The following is a 20,791-nucleotide window of genomic DNA, read 5'->3' on the forward strand; positions in this document are numbered from 1 at the left end:
ATAGTGCTATTCACACGAATAAATGAGTTTATCGTGTAAGAGTTGCGACTCACACTACATAGACAACAGATTTGCGCACCACCAGCCTTACTTCAAAGTTAATATTGATTGAAATCGAATTTTCTAAAAAACCAATATTAAGGCTACCAAGTGTAGCCTTAATTAATTGCATCGCTAGGTGCTCAGCACTCAAACTTGTTGAACAACTCAAGTATTACAAATGCTCCTCAGCAAATTCAGCAAGACGCGAACGAACTACACCATTTAAATACACGTTAGCACTGCCTTCAAAGTCTTTAAAGCGTTCCACCATATAGGTTAACCCTGATGTAACTGCTGTTAGGTAGGTCGAATCGATTTGCGCCAAGTTACCACTGCAAATTAACTTAGTGCCCTCGCCCATTCGAGTGATCATGGTTTTAATTTGGGATGCGGTTAAATTTTGACATTCATCTAGCAGTACAACCGCGTTTTGAATCGATCGCCCACGCATAAAGTTTATCGACTTAAACTGAATATTGGCTTTTTCCATGATGTAATTAACACTACCACTGGGGTTAACATCATTTTTATGTAGCACTTCGAGTGTATCGGTTATGGCTGCCAGCCAAGGTGCCATTTTCTCTTCTTCGGTGCCGGGTAAAAAGCCGATTGATTCGGCTATTTCAGGGGTGTTACGGGTGACAATAATTTTGTCATAACGCTTTTTTTCTACCACTAATTCAAGTGCCGATGCCATCGCTAGCAAGGTTTTACCGCATCCCGCTGGTCCAGTTAAAATAATCAGCTCAATATCTGGGTCAAGCAAAGCATCAAGCGCCATTCCCTGATATATATTTTTCGGCTTAATGCCCCACGCTTCGTGGTGCATTAATCTTTCTCGGCCGCGATCAATTATGTCCATATAGGTATCGGTTTTGGCCGCGACTCGACCACAAAAATCAGATTCTTGGTCAATCAGATATTGATTGATGTAAAAGGGCTCTTTTCCAAGATGCTCAAGTGACACTTGGTGCACAGTATTCCGTCCTTGTCTTGCGGTTGAAACATCGTCGACTTTTTGCCAAAAATCACCTTCAAACTCATAAAAACCTTTGGCCAAAAAGCGAATATCATCAATTAATTGATCAGTACGATAGTCTTCAACCCGCTCAATACCAGCACCTTTGGCCTTTAAGCGCATATTAATGTCTTTGGTGACTAACACCACTGTGCGTGGATGATGTTGCTTTTGCAGATGAAGCGCGGTGTTAATAATGCGGTTATCGTTATTATCGCCAGGCAAAGCGCCCATGGTGAAATCGATTTGATGATCGGGGAATATGGATAAACTACCACTAGCCTCTAAATGGCCTTCTCGGGTCGGTAGTGGCACGCCTTTTATAATTTGCTCAGGGGTCGTTGAACCACCTAAAATATCTTCCAATGCCCTTATAGCAACTCGGGCATCTCGGCTGACATCGCGCTTTCTATCCTTAATACTATCTAGCTCTTCTAACACAGTCATAGGAATGATTACGTCATGCTCTTTAAACGAATATATCGCTAAAGGTTCATGCAGTAACACGTTGGTATCCAATACAAACAACTTTCTGTCGGTTTGTTCCATGGCGCCTCCAAGGTGCTGATTAAATGTAAATCGCTATCAATAAAATTCCTCATAAAAATAGATACAAGCCACTGATGAAACTGAGACAATCTTGTTATCTCTTTTGTTATGGCAGCTTCATTTTTTCAACTAATAATTCAACTATGGCAGCATGATTTCAAAAATTCAATCATTTACCTAACCGTCATAAGGATTTATTCAACTCTTTTATGACAAAGTAAACTCTACTCAATTAACACTAATTTAGGTTGTAATCGCTTGTTGTAACCAATTCTTCAAACATGATGATTCAGTGTTTCGGCTAACAAATTAATTAACTGCTAGAATTTAAATCTGGGCTGCTTTGGTTTACCATACGCCCCCTTTTTGTTTCCCGCTTCAAACATGAGAATTAAAGATGCCGTTTGCTTTAGGTCAACGCTGGATCAGTGATACCGAATCAGAACTAGGATTAGGCACAGTTGTGCAAGTCGAAGGCCGTATGGTCACCTTGTTATTTCCGGCTACCGGAGAGAACCGTATGTTCTCCCGTCAAGATGCTCCATTAACAAGAGTTATGTTCAACCCCGGCGACACAGTTGAAAGCGGCGAAGGTTGGTCTTTAACCGTTGAAGAGACAGAAGAGAAAAACCAACTGATTACTTATCATGGGATCAACACTGAAACCCAAGAAAAAGTCAGTCTGCGTGAAACCTTGCTCAGTCATAATATTCGTTTTAATAAGCCTCAAGACCGTCTGTTTGCTGGGCAAATTGACCGTTTAGACCGTTTTGGTGTGCGTTATCAAAGCCAATTGCTGCGTCATAAACTCGCTACCTCAGATCTTTTAGGCTTGCAAGGCCCCGAGTCGGCTTAATTGCTCACCAACAATGGATTGCCCATGAAGTAGGTCGTCGTTATGCACCAAGGGTATTATTAGCCGATGAAGTAGGTTTAGGTAAAACCATTGAAGCCGGTTTAATTATTCATCAGCAGTTACTTACAGGTCGCGCTGAACGTATTTTAGTTATTGTGCCTGATACTTTACGTCATCAATGGTTAGTTGAAATGCTCCGTCGCTTTAATTTGCGTTTCTCAGTTTTTGATGAAGATCGCTGCGTTGAAGCCTACGCTGATAACGACAACCCCTTTTATACTGAGCAATTAATCATTTGTTCACTTGAACTACTACGTAAAAAGAAACGTTTAGAACAAGCCATTGATGCCGACTGGGATTTATTAGTCGTCGATGAAGCCCATCACTTAGAGTGGTCAGAAGAAGCACCAAGCCGCGCTTATCAAATTGTTGAAGCATTGAGTGAAGTAGTACCTGGGGTTTTACTGTTAACGGCAACACCAGATCAATTGGGCCACCAAAGCCATTTTGCCCGTTTGCGCTTGTTAGATCCTGATAGATTTTATGATTATGACGCCTTCTTAGCGGAAGAAAACAGCTATAAAGATGTCGCCTTAGCTGCTGAGGCTTTAGCCTCTAATGCCCATTTACCTAACTCAGCGATTAACAGCTTAACTGAGCTTTTATCAGAGAAAGACATTGAGCCAAGCATTCGCTTGATTCAAGCAAAAGATGTAGATGCTGAGCAACAGCAAGCCGCGCGTGACGAATTACTACAAGAGTTGTTAGATCGCCACGGTACAGGCCGTGTGTTATACCGCAACAGCCGAGCCTCAGTAAAAGGGTTCCCGCAACGCCACTTTAATGCTTACCCACAAACCTTGCCTGAGCAATATGTTACCGCACAGCGAGTGAATGACATGATGGGCGGTGCGAAAACAGCACAAGCCAAAGCCATGCAAGCATTAAGCCCTGAAAAATTATACCAAGCCTTTGAGAATGACAGCTCGTGGTGGAAGTTTGATCCTCGAGTGGATTGGCTGATCGACTTCTTAAAAAGTCATCGCAGCAAAAAAGTGCTGATTATTGCCAGCCTAGCTGAAACCGCCTTAAGCCTTGAAGAAGCCTTACGCACCCGAGAAGGGATTCAAGCCACCGTCTTCCATGAAGGCATGTCGATTATTGAACGCGATAAAGCCGGTGCTTACTTTGCTCAAGAAGAAGGCGGAGCACAGGCTCTGATCTGCTCAGAAATTGGCTCAGAAGGACGTAACTTCCAATTTGCCAGCCATTTAGTATTGTTTGATTTGCCACTCAACCCAGACTTACTTGAGCAGCGTATTGGTCGCTTGGACCGTATAGGCCAAAAAAATGATATTCAAATTCACTTGCCGTATTTACAAGATACTGCGCAAGAGCGCTTGATGCGTTGGTATCATGAGGGCTTAAACGCATTTGAATTAACTTGCCCAAGTGGTCATGTGTTGTTTAACCAGTTTGCCGATGAACTCATTAGCATGCTTGGCAATGATGACCCTGATGCCTTAACCCAATTGCTACATCATACCCAGCAACAATACAAGCAGTTAAAACAAGCCATGGAACAGGGGCGCGATAAACTACTTGAAATAAACTCCCATGGCGGCGAGCGCGCCAATGCATTAATTCAACGTTTAGCGGAAAAAGATAACAACACCGACTTAGTCGGCAGTGTTATTCGGTTGTGGGACATTATTGGAGTTGACCAAGAAGATAGAGGCGAAAACTCGATTATCTTACGTCCAAGTGAACACATGATGTTCCCTACTTATCCAGGGCTTCATGAAGACGGTATTTCAGTCACCTTTGATCGCGATACCGCACTATCACGTGATGACATTGCTTTTATCACTGAAGAACATCCATTAGTGCAAACGGGTTTAGACCTTATTACAGGCTCAGAAACGGGTACCACTAGTGTTGCAGTATTAAAAAACAAAGCTTTACCCGCTGGCACGCTATTTTTAGAACTTATCTACATGGCTGATGCCTCTGCGCCGAAATCGACGCAACTATATCGTTATATGCCACCAACACCAATCCGTGTGTTGTTGGATAAAAACGGCAATAACATGGCTGATAAAGTCGATTATCAAAGCTTTGATAAACAGCTAAGCCCAGTTAACCGCCATATTGCCAGTAAGTTAGTGAATGCATCTCAACCGTTATTGCATCCGTTATTTGCCCATGGTGATACACACGCACAAGCGGCATTAGAAAAGTTAATGGCCGCCGCTCGAGATAAAATGTCACAACAGTTAGGTAACGAGTTAAGCCGCCTTGAGGCACTTAAAGCCGTTAACCCTAACATCCGTGAAACTGAGCTCGATTATATTCGTAATCAAATGACTGAACTGAATGACTATATCAATCACAGCCAGTTGCAGTTAGATGCTGTCAGAATGGTATTAGTCAGTCACGTTTAATTAGGTAATTGACCACTGCTTTAAAAAGCACATACTCAAAAGGTATGTGCTTTTTTATTAAATGAATTAAGCTATGTTGACATGATAAATTCCAATTGAGGTTACCTTGTCCCCTTTTTTATTGCTCAAGCCTCTTTGTTTCGTGGGCGTGTTAGCTTTGTTATCTCATTCTCAAGCGAAGCCACTTTTTAGCCCAATAGAATCATCAGAAATAAAACAAATCACTGTTGATGGTCAAACGGCTGATGTACTCGTTCGCCCTTGGAGTGGTAAAAATCAGTTTGGGGCAGCCGTGATCATTGGTGCTTCTGACAGCCAAGCAGAAAGCATGGGGCTGGCTGGTTTTTTACGGTACGAATTAAACCCTAAGGGCTGGGCCACCATTAGTTTACCGCCACCAAAGGGCTTATACCGACCCAATTTTACAACTGATCCGCAAGAGATAAATAAATCAGGAGAAGCGCAGCTCAGGGTAAAATCCAATTCGCCCATACCTAAGTATGATTCAGCACAATTACTTGAATTAAGAAACTTCCAACAAGCTAGTTTAACGGAAGCTTTCAATCAACTAACACCGCTCGGACAAGCATTTCCTGGCGCTCGAATGCTGATCGCCTTTGATGACACTGCTGGCATGATCACCCATTTACTCTCGGAGAAAAAAATCCCAATCCCCGATTTACTGGTTCTGATTAATCCCTATCGCGAATATGAGCAGCTTATCGACGAGCCTAGTCAGCGTAAGCCTATTGCCGAACAGCTTGTGGTTATGTCGATACCGATTTTAGATATTATTTCCACCAATGGACACCCTTTAGCATTAAAAGACGCAACCCTTCGTAAACAATACAATCAGGTCAAACCGATTAAATATTATCGCCAATATCATCTGGATTTAGATTTAAACCATCCTGGAGGATGGCAAGAAGCAATGCAGAAAATTGAAGGGTTTTCGAGAAGTGTTATCGGTCGATAACACTGCTAGACAAAGTAAATCATCACTCTAGATAAAAGCTTAAAATTAAAATACCGTTATCACTAAAAATAACCTCAAAGCAGTCAGTTATTATGCGTAGCTCATTATTTAGCTTGTGCTGCTTTCATGCATTACCACCAGCGTTGCCGTGCAATATATGCTTTATCAGGTTTTGACGTTTGCCTTATTGCCGCTATCTTGCAATTTTTACCGACCAATAATGCAACTTGACTCAGTGACTCGCGACTGAGTAATTGCCGAATTGATGCAGACCAACTGCGGTTAATGCTGTGTTTAATCGCAGCAATGGCATCGGGTGATGTTTGTAAAAATTGCGCAGCCAATTGCTCAGCTCGGGCCATAGGAGTATCACACACCTCAGACACTAAACCATAGTTTAGTGCTTGCTCAGCCGTCAATATCTGCGCACTATAGGTTAACTGCAATGCTTTATCTTTACTCATTAGCTGCCTTAAACTGGCAAGCCCAGCCATATCAGGCACCAAGCCCCACTTCGCCTCCATTATCGATAACTTTGCACTAGGCTCAGCAATACGCATATCAGCACCCAGTGCAATTTGTACCCCACCGCCAAAACAGCAACCCTGCAAAACTGCAATGACAGGAACAGGTAAACGCTGCCAACCTATAGACACCCGTTGCGCTAAATTGGCATTACCTGGCAGAAATTTAAATAACAAAGACACTGCTTTTGAGGGCTGTTTACTCAAGCTTTTTACATCCAGTCCTGAACTAAAATTACCCTCAGCACCATAAACAATGACCGCATTAATTGACCTATTTTTGGCAATCTTTTTAATCATTTTATCGATAGCGACAAACATATCGAAGTTAAGTGCATTCATTTTATCAGGACGGTTAAGACAAACATAAGCAATCTGTTGTTTAATCTCTAAAGTCACTAATTCCGTTGTCATGAAACATTCCCTTACTGGTCAGGCCAGTTTTAATGGTAACATGTTTGTTGTATCAAACGAATAGTTATACCATGTCAATCTTATGAATAAAGTCAAATTTATGACTACCATCATGATGGGTCATAGGCTGTTGGTAAACATTAGAACTAATGACAAGAGATACCTTACACCATTGAATGTGAAGATATATTTATCTACAAGCTAGTGAAAGACACATAAATACCCCATATATCATCTGTAAACGAATAAATTTAACAGATAATGTCACATGTATTAGTAAGGTAATCTAGAATAAAAATAAGTGATCAACGTCTTATAATAATAATGAAAGCCCAGATAGCCGTGCATTAGCTTAACCCAGCACAATGAATCATTCAGGGCCAAAAGGACACGCAGTAAAATGACCATTCCTGTATTAATATGCGATGACTCTGCTCTAGCCAGAAAACAAATGGCGAGAACACTTCCAAAAGATTGGGATATCGAAGTCACTTTTGCAACCAATGGGGCAGAAGGTCTTGATGCTATTCGTGCAGGTAAGGGTGAGATTGTTTTTTTAGACCTTAATATGCCCGTTATGGATGGTTATGAAGTACTTCAAACTGTTCAACAACAAGATTTACCAGCATTAATTATTGTTGTGTCTGGCGATATTCAAATTAAAGCACATGAACGCGTTAAAGCGTTAGGCGCATTAGACTTTATTCAAAAACCAGTCAGTGCAGATGCCATCAGTCATATTTTACAAGAATACGGAATTTTAACCTTAACCCAAGGTGCATCAGCCGACATGCATCCGATGATGGAAGTTGATTTACGCGACGCTTGTCAAGAAATCGCTAACGTTGCCATGGGACGTGCTGCCGACCTACTTGCCAAACTACTTGATGTATTTGTGGTTCTTCCTATCCCCAATGTTAACGTACTTGAAGTTAGCGAACTGACTATGGCGTTAAAAGCCACAGAAGAATCATCAACCATATCAGCATTATGCCAAGGCTTTATTGGAGCTGGTGTGGCCGGAGAAGCACTGTTACTGTTTCATGATGCCAGCTTTGAAGATATGGCAAAGCTGATGAATTTAAGCTCAGAAGATGAAACCGAAGTATTAATCGATACCGGTAATGTTCTGATTGGTGCCTTTCTTAGCGGTATTTCTGAACAACTAGATATGAAGTTCAGCCAAAGTCATCCTGTGGTACTTGGTCGTCATTGCACGGTAAACGATTTAATACATGCCAGCTCAGACAAATGGCGCCGCACCCTTGCTATGGAAATTAATTACCGCATTGAAGATTACAATATTCAATGCGACTTATTGCTGTTATTTACCGAAGACTCTATCCCGACGCTAAACTTCAAGCTCGGCTATCTTCTCGACTAAGGTTGGATTTCGTTAATATGTCAAATGATCAAAGTGCGATGAATGAACTCCACTGGCTAATCGATATGGTACAAACTATCGAAGTTGGCTTAGTTGTTCTTGATAGCAGTTATAACATCCAATTGTGGAATGGTTTTATGGAAAACCATAGTGGAGTATCGCCCAATTCCATTAAAGGCCAAAACTTGTTTGAGCGTTTTCCAGAACTACCAGCAAAGTGGTTAAAACAAAAAATGGAGTCGGTGTTTTTATTAAAAAACCGTACTTTTATCAGCTGGGAACAACGACCGTACGTATTTAAATTTAAAAATTATCGCCCAATCACAGGTCGTGCAGATCACATGTACCAAAACATTACTCTGTTACCACTAGCATCATTAACGGGTCAAATTACGCATATTAGTATTATTATTTATGATGTCTCCGATATTGCAATCAACAAATTACAACTCAAAGCAGTCAACGAGCAACTAGAACAACTTAGCCAAACCGATGGATTGACTCAGCTTCATAATCGTCGCTATTGGCAACAATGTATGGAACGCGAGTTTGAGCGTAATGCTCGCTATCATGATGAAGCTTCTTTGGTGATGATAGATATCGATCACTTTAAACAAATAAACGATAAATACGGACATCCAGCTGGTGACAAAGTCATTCAACATATTGCCCACCTATTGAAACAATCTTTACGCGAAACCGATTGTGCAGGCCGTTATGGCGGTGAAGAGTTTGCAGTGGTATTGGCTAAAACCAATGCTGCTGATGCACTAGGCTTTACTGAGCGTTTACGCAAACGAATTGAAGAGTCTGAAGTGACTTTTGATAATCGCATCATTAAAGTCACGGTGAGTCTAGGGATAAATGATATTGCTAATAGTGGGGAGAACAGCTCGAGCTGGTTATCAGGGGCAGATAAAGCCCTATATCAAGCTAAAGAAGGTGGTAGAAATCAAAGCGTATTGTTTAACCCCTCAATGCCCGATCTGTAGGCAAACTAAACACTAAACCCAATAAAAAACCACTCAGCTTTATAGAAGTTTGAGTGGTTTTTTAATGAGCTAATCGCAAAAATTAATGCATTTGAGCATCATCTTCATCGTACTCTTCGTCATCTTCATCAACGTCGCCAACAAAGTAAGTACCCCAACCATCGTAATCAACTTTTTGCTTAACAGCTAAAGCCAGTAACTGCTCACAGGCCTTATCAAGTAAAGTTATTTCTAATTTGTGGTATGCAATCGCATCAAAACAAAAAATAACCGAACCATCTTCAAGCTCCATCTCTTCTGCGTCATTAACTTCAAAGCCTAACTTAAAAGCATCAACTGCAGCTTTTTCTAAGCGATCAAAGTTAGTGCTAGAAAAGTGATGCTCAATGGTATATTCCGCATCAGGATCAGAACCATCAGCAACGAGGGCTTCTACAATATCGCGATTTTCGGCAAACTGCTCTTTTAACTGACGATCGATAGACATGGACAACTCCGTAAAACTCAAATTGAAAAGAGGTAATCTTTCATTAATCCGACAATTATACGTTATCTTGCGCAACAGGTTTAACCATTAATTGCGCGGCCTCTTGATTTAATTCAGCCAAACGAGCAGACATGACATTATGCACCTTTGCCGCAAATGCCTTCACATCAGATTTTTCCAGGCCTTGAGTAGCGATAGGAGCCATCATTTCAACAATAACCACGCCATTGTCCCACTTATTTAATTTAATATGGTTTTGGCAGGTAGCCAACACAGGTACTACAGGCACTTGTGCGGCAATAGCCGTATGGAATGCCCCTACTTTAAACGGTAATAAACCGCGACCGCGAGAACGAGTTCCTTCAGGAAAAATCCACACTGATAGCAACTTTTGCTGCATTTTTTTAACGGTTTTAGCCATGGTATCAAAAGCACTAGAGCGATTTTTACGGTCAATTAATATATTGCCCGATAACCAATAAATTTGGCCAAATAGTGGCATCCAAGCCAAACTTTTTTTACCTAAACTCACAGTCGCTTTGGGTACAGCTGAGGTTTGTGTGAATAAATCGAAATTATTTTGATGATTGCCTAAATAGATATTTTGCTGCTTAACCACATCAGGTTGTACATGACGGGTGATCACTTTAATGCCCAAAATAGGTGACACTGAAGCAAATACTTTAGCTAACACATGCACGTTATCACGGTGCATAGGACGAAGAATGCATAAAAATATTGCAAAAACAAAAGCTAGCAACAACATTATGGCAAGAATTAACGAACGGACAATTAGCAGCACAACATACTCCTGCAGATGAATTGCCGACAGTATAACGATCGCTGTAAGCTGACTCAATAAATTTTGCATACAAGTGTACGCTGAAAAGGCGTAGTGATAAGTTTATTTCCACTACGCCACAAAGTTAAATCTGATGAAAGCTAGGATGACTCGACTGATTGATTTGACTTAGCGATAACAGCTCTAAATAACAAACCGCTCACCGCTAATGTGGCAACAATGGCTGCACCACTAGGTAAATCATAACTAGCAGACAACCATAAGCCACTGACATAACCAATAATACCCACAGTATATGCTAAAACCAGTTTGGCTTTACCCAAGTACTTATTTAGCGCTAAAGCGGGTAAAATAAGGGTACTAAATACCAAATAAACCCCGACAAGTTCGACTGACAAGGTAATCACAATCGCAAAAATAAAGTAAAAACCCGCACCATCAAGCAGCCTTGGTTTAAGCGTAATAGCCGCCAGAATTAGTGCTGAAACTATCGCAGGCAATACCAGTTGCGACCAACTAACCCACAATATTTGCCCTGACATCAACTGCTTTAATAACTCAGCACCATGAGGGTCATTGGCTAAAAGCAACATTGCCCCCACAGCGCTTAACACATAAAAACAACCAATAAAGGCTTCAAGCTCATCTTCAAATTTGCGTGCCAGCCAAGCAATAATGCCAGCACCCAATAACGCAAATAACGCTGGCATCCAGACGTGTGAAAACGGCAACTGCTCGATATCATGATCAATATGCGACACAATAGCCCTAAGGCCGCGACTTGAGCAATGGCTAAATCAATAAAGATAATGCCACGCTTTAACACTTGTTGCCCTAGTACCACATGGGTAGATAACACTAATAAACCCGCCACAAAAGCGGGAATTAGAATGGAGACGAGCTCGCCATTAAACATAAGTTAATTAGCCTCATTTAATAGTGCTAACACACTATCATAGAGGCTGATCAAATCAGTACTCTGCTCGTTACCGCCAACAGACATTGGTAAAACTAGCACGGGTAAATCAGCACGCTCGCCTAACCACTTCGCCCCTCTTTCGTCATGATAAGAAGCCACCACAATTGCCATAACATCACCTTTTTCAGCTCGAGCCAATAGCGTTGCTAAATGGCTGCTGGTAGGTGCTAAACCCGGCTTTGGTTCTAAATCAGCTACTTGTTCAATTCCTGTCCAGTTATACAAGTAACGAAAACTGGAATGGTAGCCAATCACCTTTTTGCCTTTTAATGGTTTAGCTAGCGCTTGCCATTGAGGTATTTTAGCTTGCCACTGCTCGCTAAAATCAGTGAAAGCCATTTCATACTGGTTTTTATTTTGCGGGTCTAATTGGATTAATTTTTCCGATAGACCTTTGGCAACCTCAAGCATTTTTATTGGGTCAAAATGTAAATGGGGATTACCTTTGCTGTGTACATCCCCATTGACCTATCAACATTGTCAAGTTGATCTAAAGTTTCAGTATGTTCAGCAGCATAAAATAGTCCTTCATCTGTTGAACGAACCTTGCTATTTGATGCTTTCATTTGCAGCATTGGCAGCCAACCAATCTCTAAATCAGCACCTGCACAAACCACCAAATCGGCTTGACGCATTTTAGCAATCAAACTTGGGCGAGCTTGCACTTGATGCGGATCTTGCATTGCTGTTGTTGCTGAATAAACATCAGCATCTGGTGCTAATGTTTTGACTAATGAGGCATACTCTGGCTCACAGGCAAACACGTTTAACTCGGCATGGGCCGCAGTTGAGCAAACTAATACTGCAAATCCTGCGGCTGCCTTTATCAGTTTAGAATTGATGCGCACCGTGAGCTCCTAATGCCATTACATATTGTAGAGTGATGATGTTGTCATCTTCGAAACCATCAAAGTTAGTTCCTTTCTGGTTAGTATACTGTAAACGAACAGTAGAGAAATGACTGTGATGCCACGCAAGACTCAATTCAGTTTCTTTGAGGTTTTGTTTATCTAAGTGACCATCATGAGCTTCATAAGTATCAACTTCGCCATAACGTATGCCGGCAGACCAATGAGGTGTAAATTGATAAACACCACTGACATACCAACCTTCATGATAATCATCACTCTTTTCAGTGCTCAAAATATCGTGGTCGTGTTCTTCAAATGAGAAAATATCAGTAACACGGAAATATTCACCACTTAATGTTAAATGTTGATATTTGTAATTACCATCTGGAGCCCACTTGTATACAAAGTCAGCAATATAGGTATTTTCACCGGTGAAAACGGCATTATGGCTATGACCGCGGTGTTCTTCCTCTGCTTCAGTATGTAGGTCATCATGCTCTTCTTCAATGAAGCCCATCCCATTCTCGTTACGTAAATAACTTAAACCTACTTGCCAAGAGCTAGATGCACCAATATCACCACCTAACTTGGTAAAGGCCGAATAGACACCAATTGTTTTGTAATCACGCTCAGCATGCTCTTCTTCTAAACTATGTTCATCATGCTCTTCACTCACCTCAGCAGCGCGCATCTTCTTCCCTTTAAATACCTCTACGCCCATGGTCCAAAATAATTCTGTTGGTGCAACATAGGTTAAGCGAACACCATCATCAAAGTAATGGCCCCCATAAAGGCACGGTAAGCACCTGGACGATCAACAAAGGCATCCGAATGTGGGTGTTGGTTGTTCAAGTAACCTACATCAGATAAAAAACGACCCGCACGAACATCAAAACCTGCACCCATTCCCATTGTTTGAATAAAGGCCTCTTCTAACTCGAGCTCTGTTTCATCATCATGAACAGCAAAAATAGCGGTCATTTTGCCATAAAACATATCATCAATATTAGCACTAATAGCTAACTCAGTTTCCCCAAGTCCAAAACCTTCACTGCGACCACCTAGGCCTCTATCACCGTTTTGATAATAACCATCAAGCACTGCACTAATATTTGGATTAGTTAAACTTGAATCTTGAGCGAATACAGAAGCTGAAACCATTGCACAGCCAACAGAAACTAATGATAAAGGTGTTTTTAAAACAGACATACGATCTCCCAATCGCCCCAACGTAATTGGTTACGTTAAAGCCATAAATTCACACTCACATAGTCAATTAACCATGTGAAAAATATATTTTTAAAATTTTGATATTATGGATTTATGAATAAACAGGAGGCGCGCGGCTATGGTACTGAGTGGTAGTAGTCGTTAAAACGGATAGGAATAGGACTATAACAATATGGAAATGTTGTTTTTGAACCTCAAGCTCAAAGGAACTTGAATGAACAACTTTGTTGAGCTGGTACTTATGAAAACACAAGGTACAGTGGTGATTATTAACACCATGATCGTGATCTTCAACGCTGTGCTTTGACGCAACAAAAGCCAACACCAACAAAATGGCACTTAGCCAAATTGCGATATTTTGCTTAAACTTTGCGTTAAATCTCACAAACAGTTCCTTCAAAATCATTGTTAAATCGGAAAGTAATTTTAAGAGAGCATAATATAATTGCAACCTTTAGATTGTTACAAATCACTTTATCTAATCATAATGTGCTGTCATAGCCAGTTAGAACATAGCACAAGATAAATTAAGATAAACTTAAGCTGCCCTCTTTACTATGAACATTCATTATTTTGTTGCAAAACATAGGAACTCATCATGACAAAATTCTTACGTGAAAACTTTGGCCTTATCATCACCATGGCCATTATTGGCATCGTCGTTCTTGGTGGTATTTACTGGGTAGAAGCGTCTTTAGAAGGCCAAGTTCAAGTTATTGACTAGTCATTAGTCGCATCATTTTTTTCAGGTGCCTCGATCAATAACAAGTGATCCATAATATGTGTTACCCCAACTAATATAAGTGACAAAATAATGATTGGGGTAACAATATGATTTACATCACCCATCATATATCCTGCTATTCCGGCACCAACTGCAGTATAAAATCCAACAATTTTACCTGTAGTCAATAATCTATTTCTTCCAAGCCAAGCATTACAGTGCGGACATTGAATTTGAGCCGACAGACCTTTACCTCGATTGTGAACCACATGAGTAATGGAAAAATTCTTATGGCATAAAGCACACTGAAGTTGCATGAAAAATCCTCGAGATTATGACTTTAAAAGCAGCTAATACTGCTTGTCTTGGCGGGCTGATCTTTCGCGGATCAATCTTGTTCGAGCCCTAATTAATGTGAAAGATGTTGGTGGTGAATTGATTTATCATTGCTACCACAAACGTTGGGCGAGATTATAGCAACTAGATTGGTAATATCGGCCAGTTCAAAATAAAAATTTAAATATAACTGCTAAAACTCATATAACTCGTTCTTCTATAAGCCTGTTTGAACTACAATTATGTAAATTTTTTTGCTAACTTTCACAGGATTGACATTATGCTAAGACATTTAGCGCTAATTGGGCTTCTCAGCTTAAGCGTTTTCCCCTCAATGACATCATGGGCAGATACCGCAGCAGTCGAAGAGGTAACAACCTACCGCGTTGATACTGATACCCAGCAACAAATTGCCAAACTGCAAACCTTAATTCAAAGCGATATTCAAATATTGCCACAAACTAAGGGAGAAATTAGGGCGATTACCGAATATCGCATTAAAAATAAAACCCTTGAATTAAGAAGCTTAATTAACAACCTTACCAATGCCCCACAAGTTGATCGTGCTTTTTTGATTCCTTTAATTAATCAGCAATTAGATTTTCTGCAAAACGTCAGTATTTACTTAGATAAAGATATTACTACACTTCGAAATCAGCTTGATGGCACTAGCCTTGATGATACGCTTTTATTAAAAATTTCTGGTCGAGAATTTGAAAGAGACCATTACCTAAAAGCTGAATTACAAACCTTAAATTGGGCTGAATCACTATCGTTAGATGTTGGAGAGGCTAAAACAAGATTTACAGAAAATGTCATCCAACGCGCTGACCGATTTGAAAGCCTAGTGTCTTACACTCAAACCGAACTCAAAAAAGCTGTTGATGAAGCGGCACAAGCGGGAGCTGATATTTCAGCAGAGCAAAAAACACGAGTTATTAATTTAAAAGAACGTCTGGATCAAAACAGCACCAGTTTATCCACAGCAGCAGATTTACTTGATGCGTTAGGTAAGGATACTGCAAAGATCAAACAAACCTTATTTAGTGTCTCTGGTGACATTACCCAAGATGTACTCAACTTTAATGTTGCCTCTAACCTAATAGAAGAATGGCTAACCATTGCCAAGCATCAAGCTCTTGATAATGGCCCAAGCGTTACCTTTAAAGTTATAGTGTTCTGTTTGATCTTATTTTTAGCAAGCCTAATTGGTCGAATCGTAACCCAAGTAGTTTCTAAAGCAGTTAGCGCCTCTAAGCTTAACTTTAGCAAATTGTTACAGGACTTCTTTATATCGCTGTCGCATAAAGCGGTTTTTGCTATTGGCTTATTGGTGGCGCTATCGCAACTTGGATTTGAACTCGGCCCATTATTGGCTGGCTTTGGTATCGCTGGTGTGATTATTGGTTTTGCTTTACAAGATACGTTATCTAACTTTGCCTCTGGGATGATGATTTTAGTTTATCGGCCGTATGATGTTGGCGATTTAATTAATGCCGCTGGAGTAACTGGCCGAGTAAGCCATATGAGCTTGGTTTCGACAACCATAAAAACACTTGATAACCAGAGACTCATCATTCCAAACAATAAAATTTGGGGTGACACCATTAACAACATTACTGCCGAGCATCAACGTCGAGTCGATATGGTATTTGGCATCAGCTATAGCGACAATATTGAACATGCTGAAACCATTCTAAAAGACATCGTAGCTAAGCATCCTAAAGTGCAAAGTGAGCCTGAACCCATTGTAAAATTACATACCTTAGGCGATTCGTCAGTTGATTTTGTTGTTCGCCCTTGGGTAAACCCTAACGACTATTGGGATGTGTATTGGGATGTCACCCGTGAAGTGAAAATGCGCTTTGATGCCGAAGGTATTAGCATCCCGTTCCCGCAACGCGATGTGCATATTTATCAAAAATAACTATCAATTATCGAACTCGGACATGGAAGTCTAGATAATGATTTTCAACGCTAGAACAAAAAACATCAGCATTGGCTGATGTTTTTTATGTCCAGATGATTATCGCGATAGCATTAATCTAAATAAGTCATTGTGCCGTATAAATGTGGACGCTTACCTTTAACATCTCGCATCTCAAAACGCTTACCGTTTTCAAGTGGTTCATAAGCAAAGGTCACTTCAGAAGGCATAAATACCGGAAGCTTAAATTCAACATCTATGTTAAACGGTCTATCACCAACAAATTGCATTAAATGCGCCATACAGCGAGCTTTAGACCACATACCATGGGCTAACACACGCTCAAAACCAAAGCGTTTTGACAACAAAGGATGTAAATGAATTAAATTATAATCACCTGATGCTTTTGCGTAATTCCGGCCCAAATCTTCGGTTAATCGCCATTGCTGCACATCTTGCCATGCCATATCAGATGCACGTGGTGGACGAGGTCGACGCTTACCCGATTCAATACGATACAAATAGGTAGATTGCGCTTGCCACACCAGTTCATCACCCACATAAATGTTAGACTCGAGTTCAAACTCAAGACCGGCATCAGTTGTGGTACTACTCAGTAGATTGCATTGAACATTAAAAACTTCATCGCTTTTAGTCGGTCTAAACAGGCTGATGCGGTTTTTGAGGTGGATCATACCAAGCAATGGGAAAGTGATTGCTTTATGGGTAAAAATCACCGCATGTAAGCGAAATGCCAACACGTATAAGTAGGTTGGTGGTATGACATTACCATCATAATCAAAGCCACACACATTGGCATACTGACGAATTTTATCCGCTTGCAATGTGACATTTTTCGCATTCACTGCAATGGTAGGAAGTGGTTTTTGATCCCACCCAGGTTTGCGACTGAAAAATATTTTTCGGTATAAAGATAAAAGCGATGGCATCGCTTTTAAGTCGGCTTGGTAATCAAAAGTCAAAGTGTCATATCCTAAAAAACAACGCGACCTGCGCCACAGCCCGTTATTATATCGTCAATTAACATCAGTCAGCGACAATTTATTGATTTTTATCTTGGCTGCCAACAAAAGCCCTTTACCCAATTATCTTGTCGTAGCAAAATATCTGCCCCATTTATCGTGATAAGCCATCTCGTGCAAGATAAGAACTTTGACAAGCTCAGTCTAAAATTTACCAAAAACATATACGGCACCACCAAAGGTGAAATTCGTTCGGCGGTATTATGGCGAGACTTAGCACCCGAAATACAAACAAGAAGCCAACAACCTTTACGCATATTAGATGCCGGTGGTGGTTTTGGCTTTTTTAGCCAAAAACTCGCCGCACTAGGGCATAAAATTGTGCTTTGTGATATTTCTCAGCAAATGCTGGCACAGGCGCAATCACAAATAGACGCCTCACCAACACCGCTTGATATCACCTTAGTACATAGCCCAATACAAGCTCTTAAGGCAGAGGAATATGGCCAATTTGATGTCATTCTATGTCACGCCGTAGCAGAATGGCTTGTTGATGCCCAATCAACTTTGGCAGGCTTATTAGACCTTCTTAAACCTGAAGGTTTGTTTTCGCTGATGTTTTATAACAAAGAAGCAATGCGATTTCACAGCCTAGTATCGGGCAACTTTGACTATGTTAAACGCGACATGAAAGTGAAGAAGAAAGTCGGCTTAACACCAACCCACCCATTGTATATTGAGGATGTGCGCCAATGGTTTAGTCAATGGCAATTGACTATGTTACAACAATCCGGTGTCAGGGTGATCAACGATTACTTAAAACACAAATTACCCGAAAATTTTGATAAACAACAATTAATCGAAATGGAATTATTTTACTCTCAACGAGAACCTTATATCTCTTTAGGTCGATATGTGCACTTTTTGGCAACGTCCCCCGCCAAAGCCCAGATTTAACTTAAGCCTATTTAGCTTGCGCATTAGTGAAAATAAATACGCAAGCCACCGGCTCCAGAAGCTTTATTTTAAACCAAAGGTTATTGGCAATTTTGTCGCCAACACGCGGTGACAACAGCGCCTTTTTGGCTAAGTAAGTCAGGAATATTTTGCTGCCCCACCAAGTGCCCCGCCCCTACAATAAAGAACAGCTGCTGAGTTAAATGTTGCTCCATATATGTCAACATAGTTGTGCTCATTGAATGATTTCGCTGCCACAATAATTTGGATATGAGCTCGTCAGACTCGCCGGCTTGATATTCCATAATGGCCGCCAATTTAGCTTCATCCCCGTCGCGCCAAGCTGAAATAAGCGCTAACATCTCATCATCACTGGCATTAATGGCCTCATCTAACATTTGAATTTGTGTGTTATCACTAAAGGAGGAAATCAGCTCAAATTGAAACGCCACACTTTCCAGTTCAAGCAAAGGTTTGTTTTGCCTACTCGCGACAAATCTGGCATCGACACCTTCGTCAGCGCTATAACCTAACGCGCCAAAACGAACTAAGCTAATTTGCGCAGCTTGCAGCCAAGGCGCAAATTGCTCCAAACCGCGGCATAACTGCTGTGCTTGTTGACAAAATTCGGCACTGATGGCTTGAGCTTGAGTTAACAAAACCTCATCAGCCGAACCAAATTGTTGCAGCAAACTCATGGTATCAGCCTTTGCCACATCGGCCTCGACCACTAACACATCTGATTGTTCAAAGGCCTGCTCAATTTGATTTGCCAAAGGATAAAAATCTGCTTTTCCCACATGGATAGAGCCAAGTAAGAAAGCGTGCTGCCCTTGCCAAGTCACTTTATAGAATGGTGGTTTATCCTCTTTTGCAGCAAATGCATGACCACTATAGAAGATACCCATGAAGGCAAATAAGCTGATGCTTAATGTATGAGTGAACATCACCCTTAATTTTGATAAATAACCACAAGGCGCGACAAATTGCTGCATAAAAATAGACGGTTCCATGACTAAATAGCCTCTAGGTGATTTAGGAGATCTTTGAATTAGCTACTTTACAAGACTTTTCCTTGTTGCATCCATAGCTGAACCTTATAATTTACAAAATGTGCCGTTAAAATCAGAGGCTCTTATGCCATACACCAAAGTCATTCAACAGTTAAAAGAAAACCTGCAAATCGCATACAGACAAGCAATTGACTGCGATAACCGTTTAGATGAATTACGCAAAGCGGGTCATGGAAAATTTGTTGCAATTTTTACAGAAGAACAAGGCTTTAGCCAAAAAAGCAATCGCTTTTTACCTTATGTGCAAGAGTTAGCTAATGAGTTTGAGCAGATGCAATCGAGTACTCACATCGCGCCAGAAACCTTGGAAGCGTTTGTCAAAAAACTTGCCAGCTTATTGCAAACCATACAAGCCTTTAAACAGCAAAGTAAATAAGCCATTTCGATTTAGTTTGTTGCTAGATTTAAATGCAAAAAAGCTCAGTAAATACTGAGCTTTATCGTTTTTTACAGCTTACGCCATATCATAAAGTGATTCGATATTACTGAGATACGGGGGCCAAAAGTTGTGGCTCAACCGTTTTTTTCAGCCAATGCTTAAGCATGTTGGTTTCGGCATCAAATGGACGCTCATTAATGCGTCTTATATTACTCATAAAATTCATGTCCATTAGTTTTTCGTCACCGGCTATCACCACTTGCTCACCCTCTAGTATTTGGTAAGTAAATGTCATTCGAGGTGGGTATAAATCTTTAACCACACGTAAGTCACCCATGGTAGCACCAAAAGTAGGGCGCATATCCCCAGCTAAATCCACATCAGAAACTTGCATAATCAACTTTTGATTTGGCTTTAAGGTTTTCTCTGCTTCTTTATTAAGATTTTTAGTGATGGTTTCAAAAAAGCGATTTTCAAAACGCGACTGTATCTCGTTTGAAGTTTTTAAATCACGATAAGACTTCGGATCTTGCCATTCAATTTTGACCACACCGTTTTCAGTAACAGGATTAGCAATTTCCGCCTCTTCAGCCATTACAATATGACTCATTAATGCACCGGCAATTAGTAGATATTTCATGTTCATGATCAGACTCCAAAATCTTCATTAAAAATGTCATTAACCTTTGTTGCATTAACGGTAGCAAAACGAACCTGAATAGTTGCTTAACAAAATACACATTAACGAGTTTGAGTTGACCTCCAAGTTTCACCTAGAGGCTATTGGTTTATAAACACAAATTACATAAATATTACTCTGTTCAGCTTACATTCAACTTGCTCACGTTATTATGGCAATCAAGT

The 20,791-nt window shown here is 40.6% G+C and carries 15 protein-coding genes and 4 pseudogenes; 8 read left to right on the plus strand and 11 right to left on the minus strand.

The genetic code is table 11. The features are described 5' to 3' along the window. Positions 1–214: 214 nt before the first annotated feature. Positions 215–1,609 (minus strand): PhoH family protein, encoded by a 1,395-nt coding sequence (locus HBH39_RS15435; RefSeq protein ID WP_167679562.1) that lies wholly within the window; start codon positions 1,607–1,609, stop codon positions 215–217. 397 nt (positions 1,610–2,006) lie between these two features. Between HBH39_RS15435 and rapA the strand changes: the two are divergent. Further along, positions 2,007–4,909: pseudogene (gene rapA, locus HBH39_RS15440) on the plus strand (RNA polymerase-associated protein RapA). Between the two features lie 148 nt (positions 4,910–5,057). After that, positions 5,058–5,885: a DUF3530 family protein gene (locus HBH39_RS15445; protein WP_432280162.1), complete on the plus strand. Its 828-nt coding sequence runs from the start codon at positions 5,058–5,060 to the stop codon at positions 5,883–5,885. A 131-nt stretch (positions 5,886–6,016) separates the two neighbouring features. On the opposite strand, the gene HBH39_RS15450 is transcribed toward HBH39_RS15445, so the two are convergent. Next, positions 6,017–6,823, minus strand: a complete 807-nt coding sequence (locus HBH39_RS15450; RefSeq protein WP_167679564.1) for a crotonase/enoyl-CoA hydratase family protein — start codon at positions 6,821–6,823, stop codon at positions 6,017–6,019. 400 nt (positions 6,824–7,223) lie between these two features. On the opposite strand from HBH39_RS15450, the gene HBH39_RS15455 reads away from it, so the two are divergent. Both HBH39_RS15455 and HBH39_RS15460 read left to right on the plus strand, forming a co-directional pair. Continuing rightward, the gene (locus tag HBH39_RS15455; RefSeq protein ID WP_167679565.1) at positions 7,224–8,207 is read left to right on the plus strand and encodes a response regulator; all 984 of its coding nucleotides are present in this window, start codon (positions 7,224–7,226) and stop codon (positions 8,205–8,207) included. 17 nt (positions 8,208–8,224) lie between these two features. Continuing rightward, complete coding sequence (locus tag HBH39_RS15460) at positions 8,225–9,199, plus strand: sensor domain-containing diguanylate cyclase (RefSeq protein WP_167679566.1); 975 nt, start codon at positions 8,225–8,227, stop codon at positions 9,197–9,199. An 82-nt stretch (positions 9,200–9,281) separates the two neighbouring features. Here HBH39_RS15460 and rraB read toward each other — a convergent pair whose 3' ends face one another. From rraB to HBH39_RS15485, 5 genes and pseudogenes are all read right to left on the minus strand, one after another. Beyond that, a complete protein-coding gene (gene rraB, locus HBH39_RS15465) occupies positions 9,282–9,686 on the minus strand; it encodes a ribonuclease E inhibitor RraB (protein WP_167679567.1) in 405 nt (134 codons plus the stop codon). 55 nt (positions 9,687–9,741) lie between these two features. Then, complete coding sequence (locus HBH39_RS15470; protein WP_167679568.1) at positions 9,742–10,488, minus strand: 1-acylglycerol-3-phosphate O-acyltransferase; 747 nt, start codon at positions 10,486–10,488, stop codon at positions 9,742–9,744. Between the two features lie 140 nt (positions 10,489–10,628). Then, a pseudogene (locus HBH39_RS15475) lies at positions 10,629–11,404 on the minus strand (metal ABC transporter permease). A gap of 3 nt (positions 11,405–11,407) precedes the next feature. Further along, positions 11,408–12,315 (minus strand): annotated as a pseudogene (locus HBH39_RS15480) (metal ABC transporter solute-binding protein, Zn/Mn family). Further along, positions 12,299–13,527 (minus strand): annotated as a pseudogene (locus HBH39_RS15485) (hypothetical protein). The pseudogenes HBH39_RS15480 and HBH39_RS15485 overlap by 17 nt, the downstream one beginning before the upstream one ends. A 619-nt stretch (positions 13,528–14,146) precedes the next feature. Between HBH39_RS15485 and HBH39_RS19990 the strand changes: the two are divergent. After that, on the plus strand, positions 14,147–14,272 hold the full coding sequence (locus HBH39_RS19990; protein ID WP_280117334.1) for a hypothetical protein: 126 nt from the start codon (positions 14,147–14,149) through the stop codon (positions 14,270–14,272). Here the strand turns inward: HBH39_RS19990 and HBH39_RS15490 are convergent. Next, a complete protein-coding gene (locus HBH39_RS15490; RefSeq protein ID WP_167679569.1) occupies positions 14,269–14,589 on the minus strand; it encodes a hypothetical protein in 321 nt (106 codons plus the stop codon). The two genes, HBH39_RS19990 and HBH39_RS15490, sit on opposite strands and share 4 nt — an antisense overlap. A gap of 299 nt (positions 14,590–14,888) precedes the next feature. On the opposite strand from HBH39_RS15490, the gene HBH39_RS15495 reads away from it, so the two are divergent. Further along, a complete protein-coding gene (locus tag HBH39_RS15495; RefSeq protein WP_167679570.1) occupies positions 14,889–16,535 on the plus strand; it encodes a mechanosensitive ion channel family protein in 1,647 nt (548 codons plus the stop codon). Positions 16,536–16,648: 113 nt separating this feature from the next. On the opposite strand, the gene HBH39_RS15500 is transcribed toward HBH39_RS15495, so the two are convergent. Beyond that, positions 16,649–17,485: a MaoC family dehydratase gene (locus tag HBH39_RS15500; RefSeq protein ID WP_167680114.1), complete on the minus strand. Its 837-nt coding sequence runs from the start codon at positions 17,483–17,485 to the stop codon at positions 16,649–16,651. A 207-nt stretch (positions 17,486–17,692) separates the two neighbouring features. Between HBH39_RS15500 and HBH39_RS15505 the strand changes: the two genes are divergently transcribed. Further along, a complete protein-coding gene (locus HBH39_RS15505) occupies positions 17,693–18,475 on the plus strand; it encodes a methyltransferase domain-containing protein (protein ID WP_167679571.1) in 783 nt (260 codons plus the stop codon). Between the two features lie 80 nt (positions 18,476–18,555). On the opposite strand, the gene HBH39_RS15510 is transcribed toward HBH39_RS15505, so the two are convergent. Beyond that, entirely contained in the window at positions 18,556–19,488 is a 933-nt protein-coding gene (locus HBH39_RS15510; protein ID WP_167679572.1) for a TraB/GumN family protein, read from the minus strand. A gap of 124 nt (positions 19,489–19,612) precedes the next feature. Here HBH39_RS15510 and HBH39_RS15515 point away from each other — a divergent pair, with 124 nt between their 5' ends. Continuing rightward, the gene (locus tag HBH39_RS15515; RefSeq protein ID WP_167679573.1) at positions 19,613–19,924 is read left to right on the plus strand and encodes a prephenate dehydrogenase; all 312 of its coding nucleotides are present in this window, start codon (positions 19,613–19,615) and stop codon (positions 19,922–19,924) included. Between the two features lie 106 nt (positions 19,925–20,030). Here the strand turns inward: HBH39_RS15515 and HBH39_RS15520 are convergent, their stop codons facing one another. Beyond that, entirely contained in the window at positions 20,031–20,573 is a 543-nt protein-coding gene (locus HBH39_RS15520) for a DUF3016 domain-containing protein (protein WP_167679574.1), read from the minus strand. Between the last annotated feature and the right edge of the window lie 218 nt (positions 20,574–20,791).

Origin of the sequence: Shewanella aestuarii, assembly GCF_011765625.1 — a bacterium.
GTDB classification, from domain to species: Bacteria; Pseudomonadota; Gammaproteobacteria; order Enterobacterales; family Shewanellaceae; genus Shewanella; species Shewanella aestuarii_A.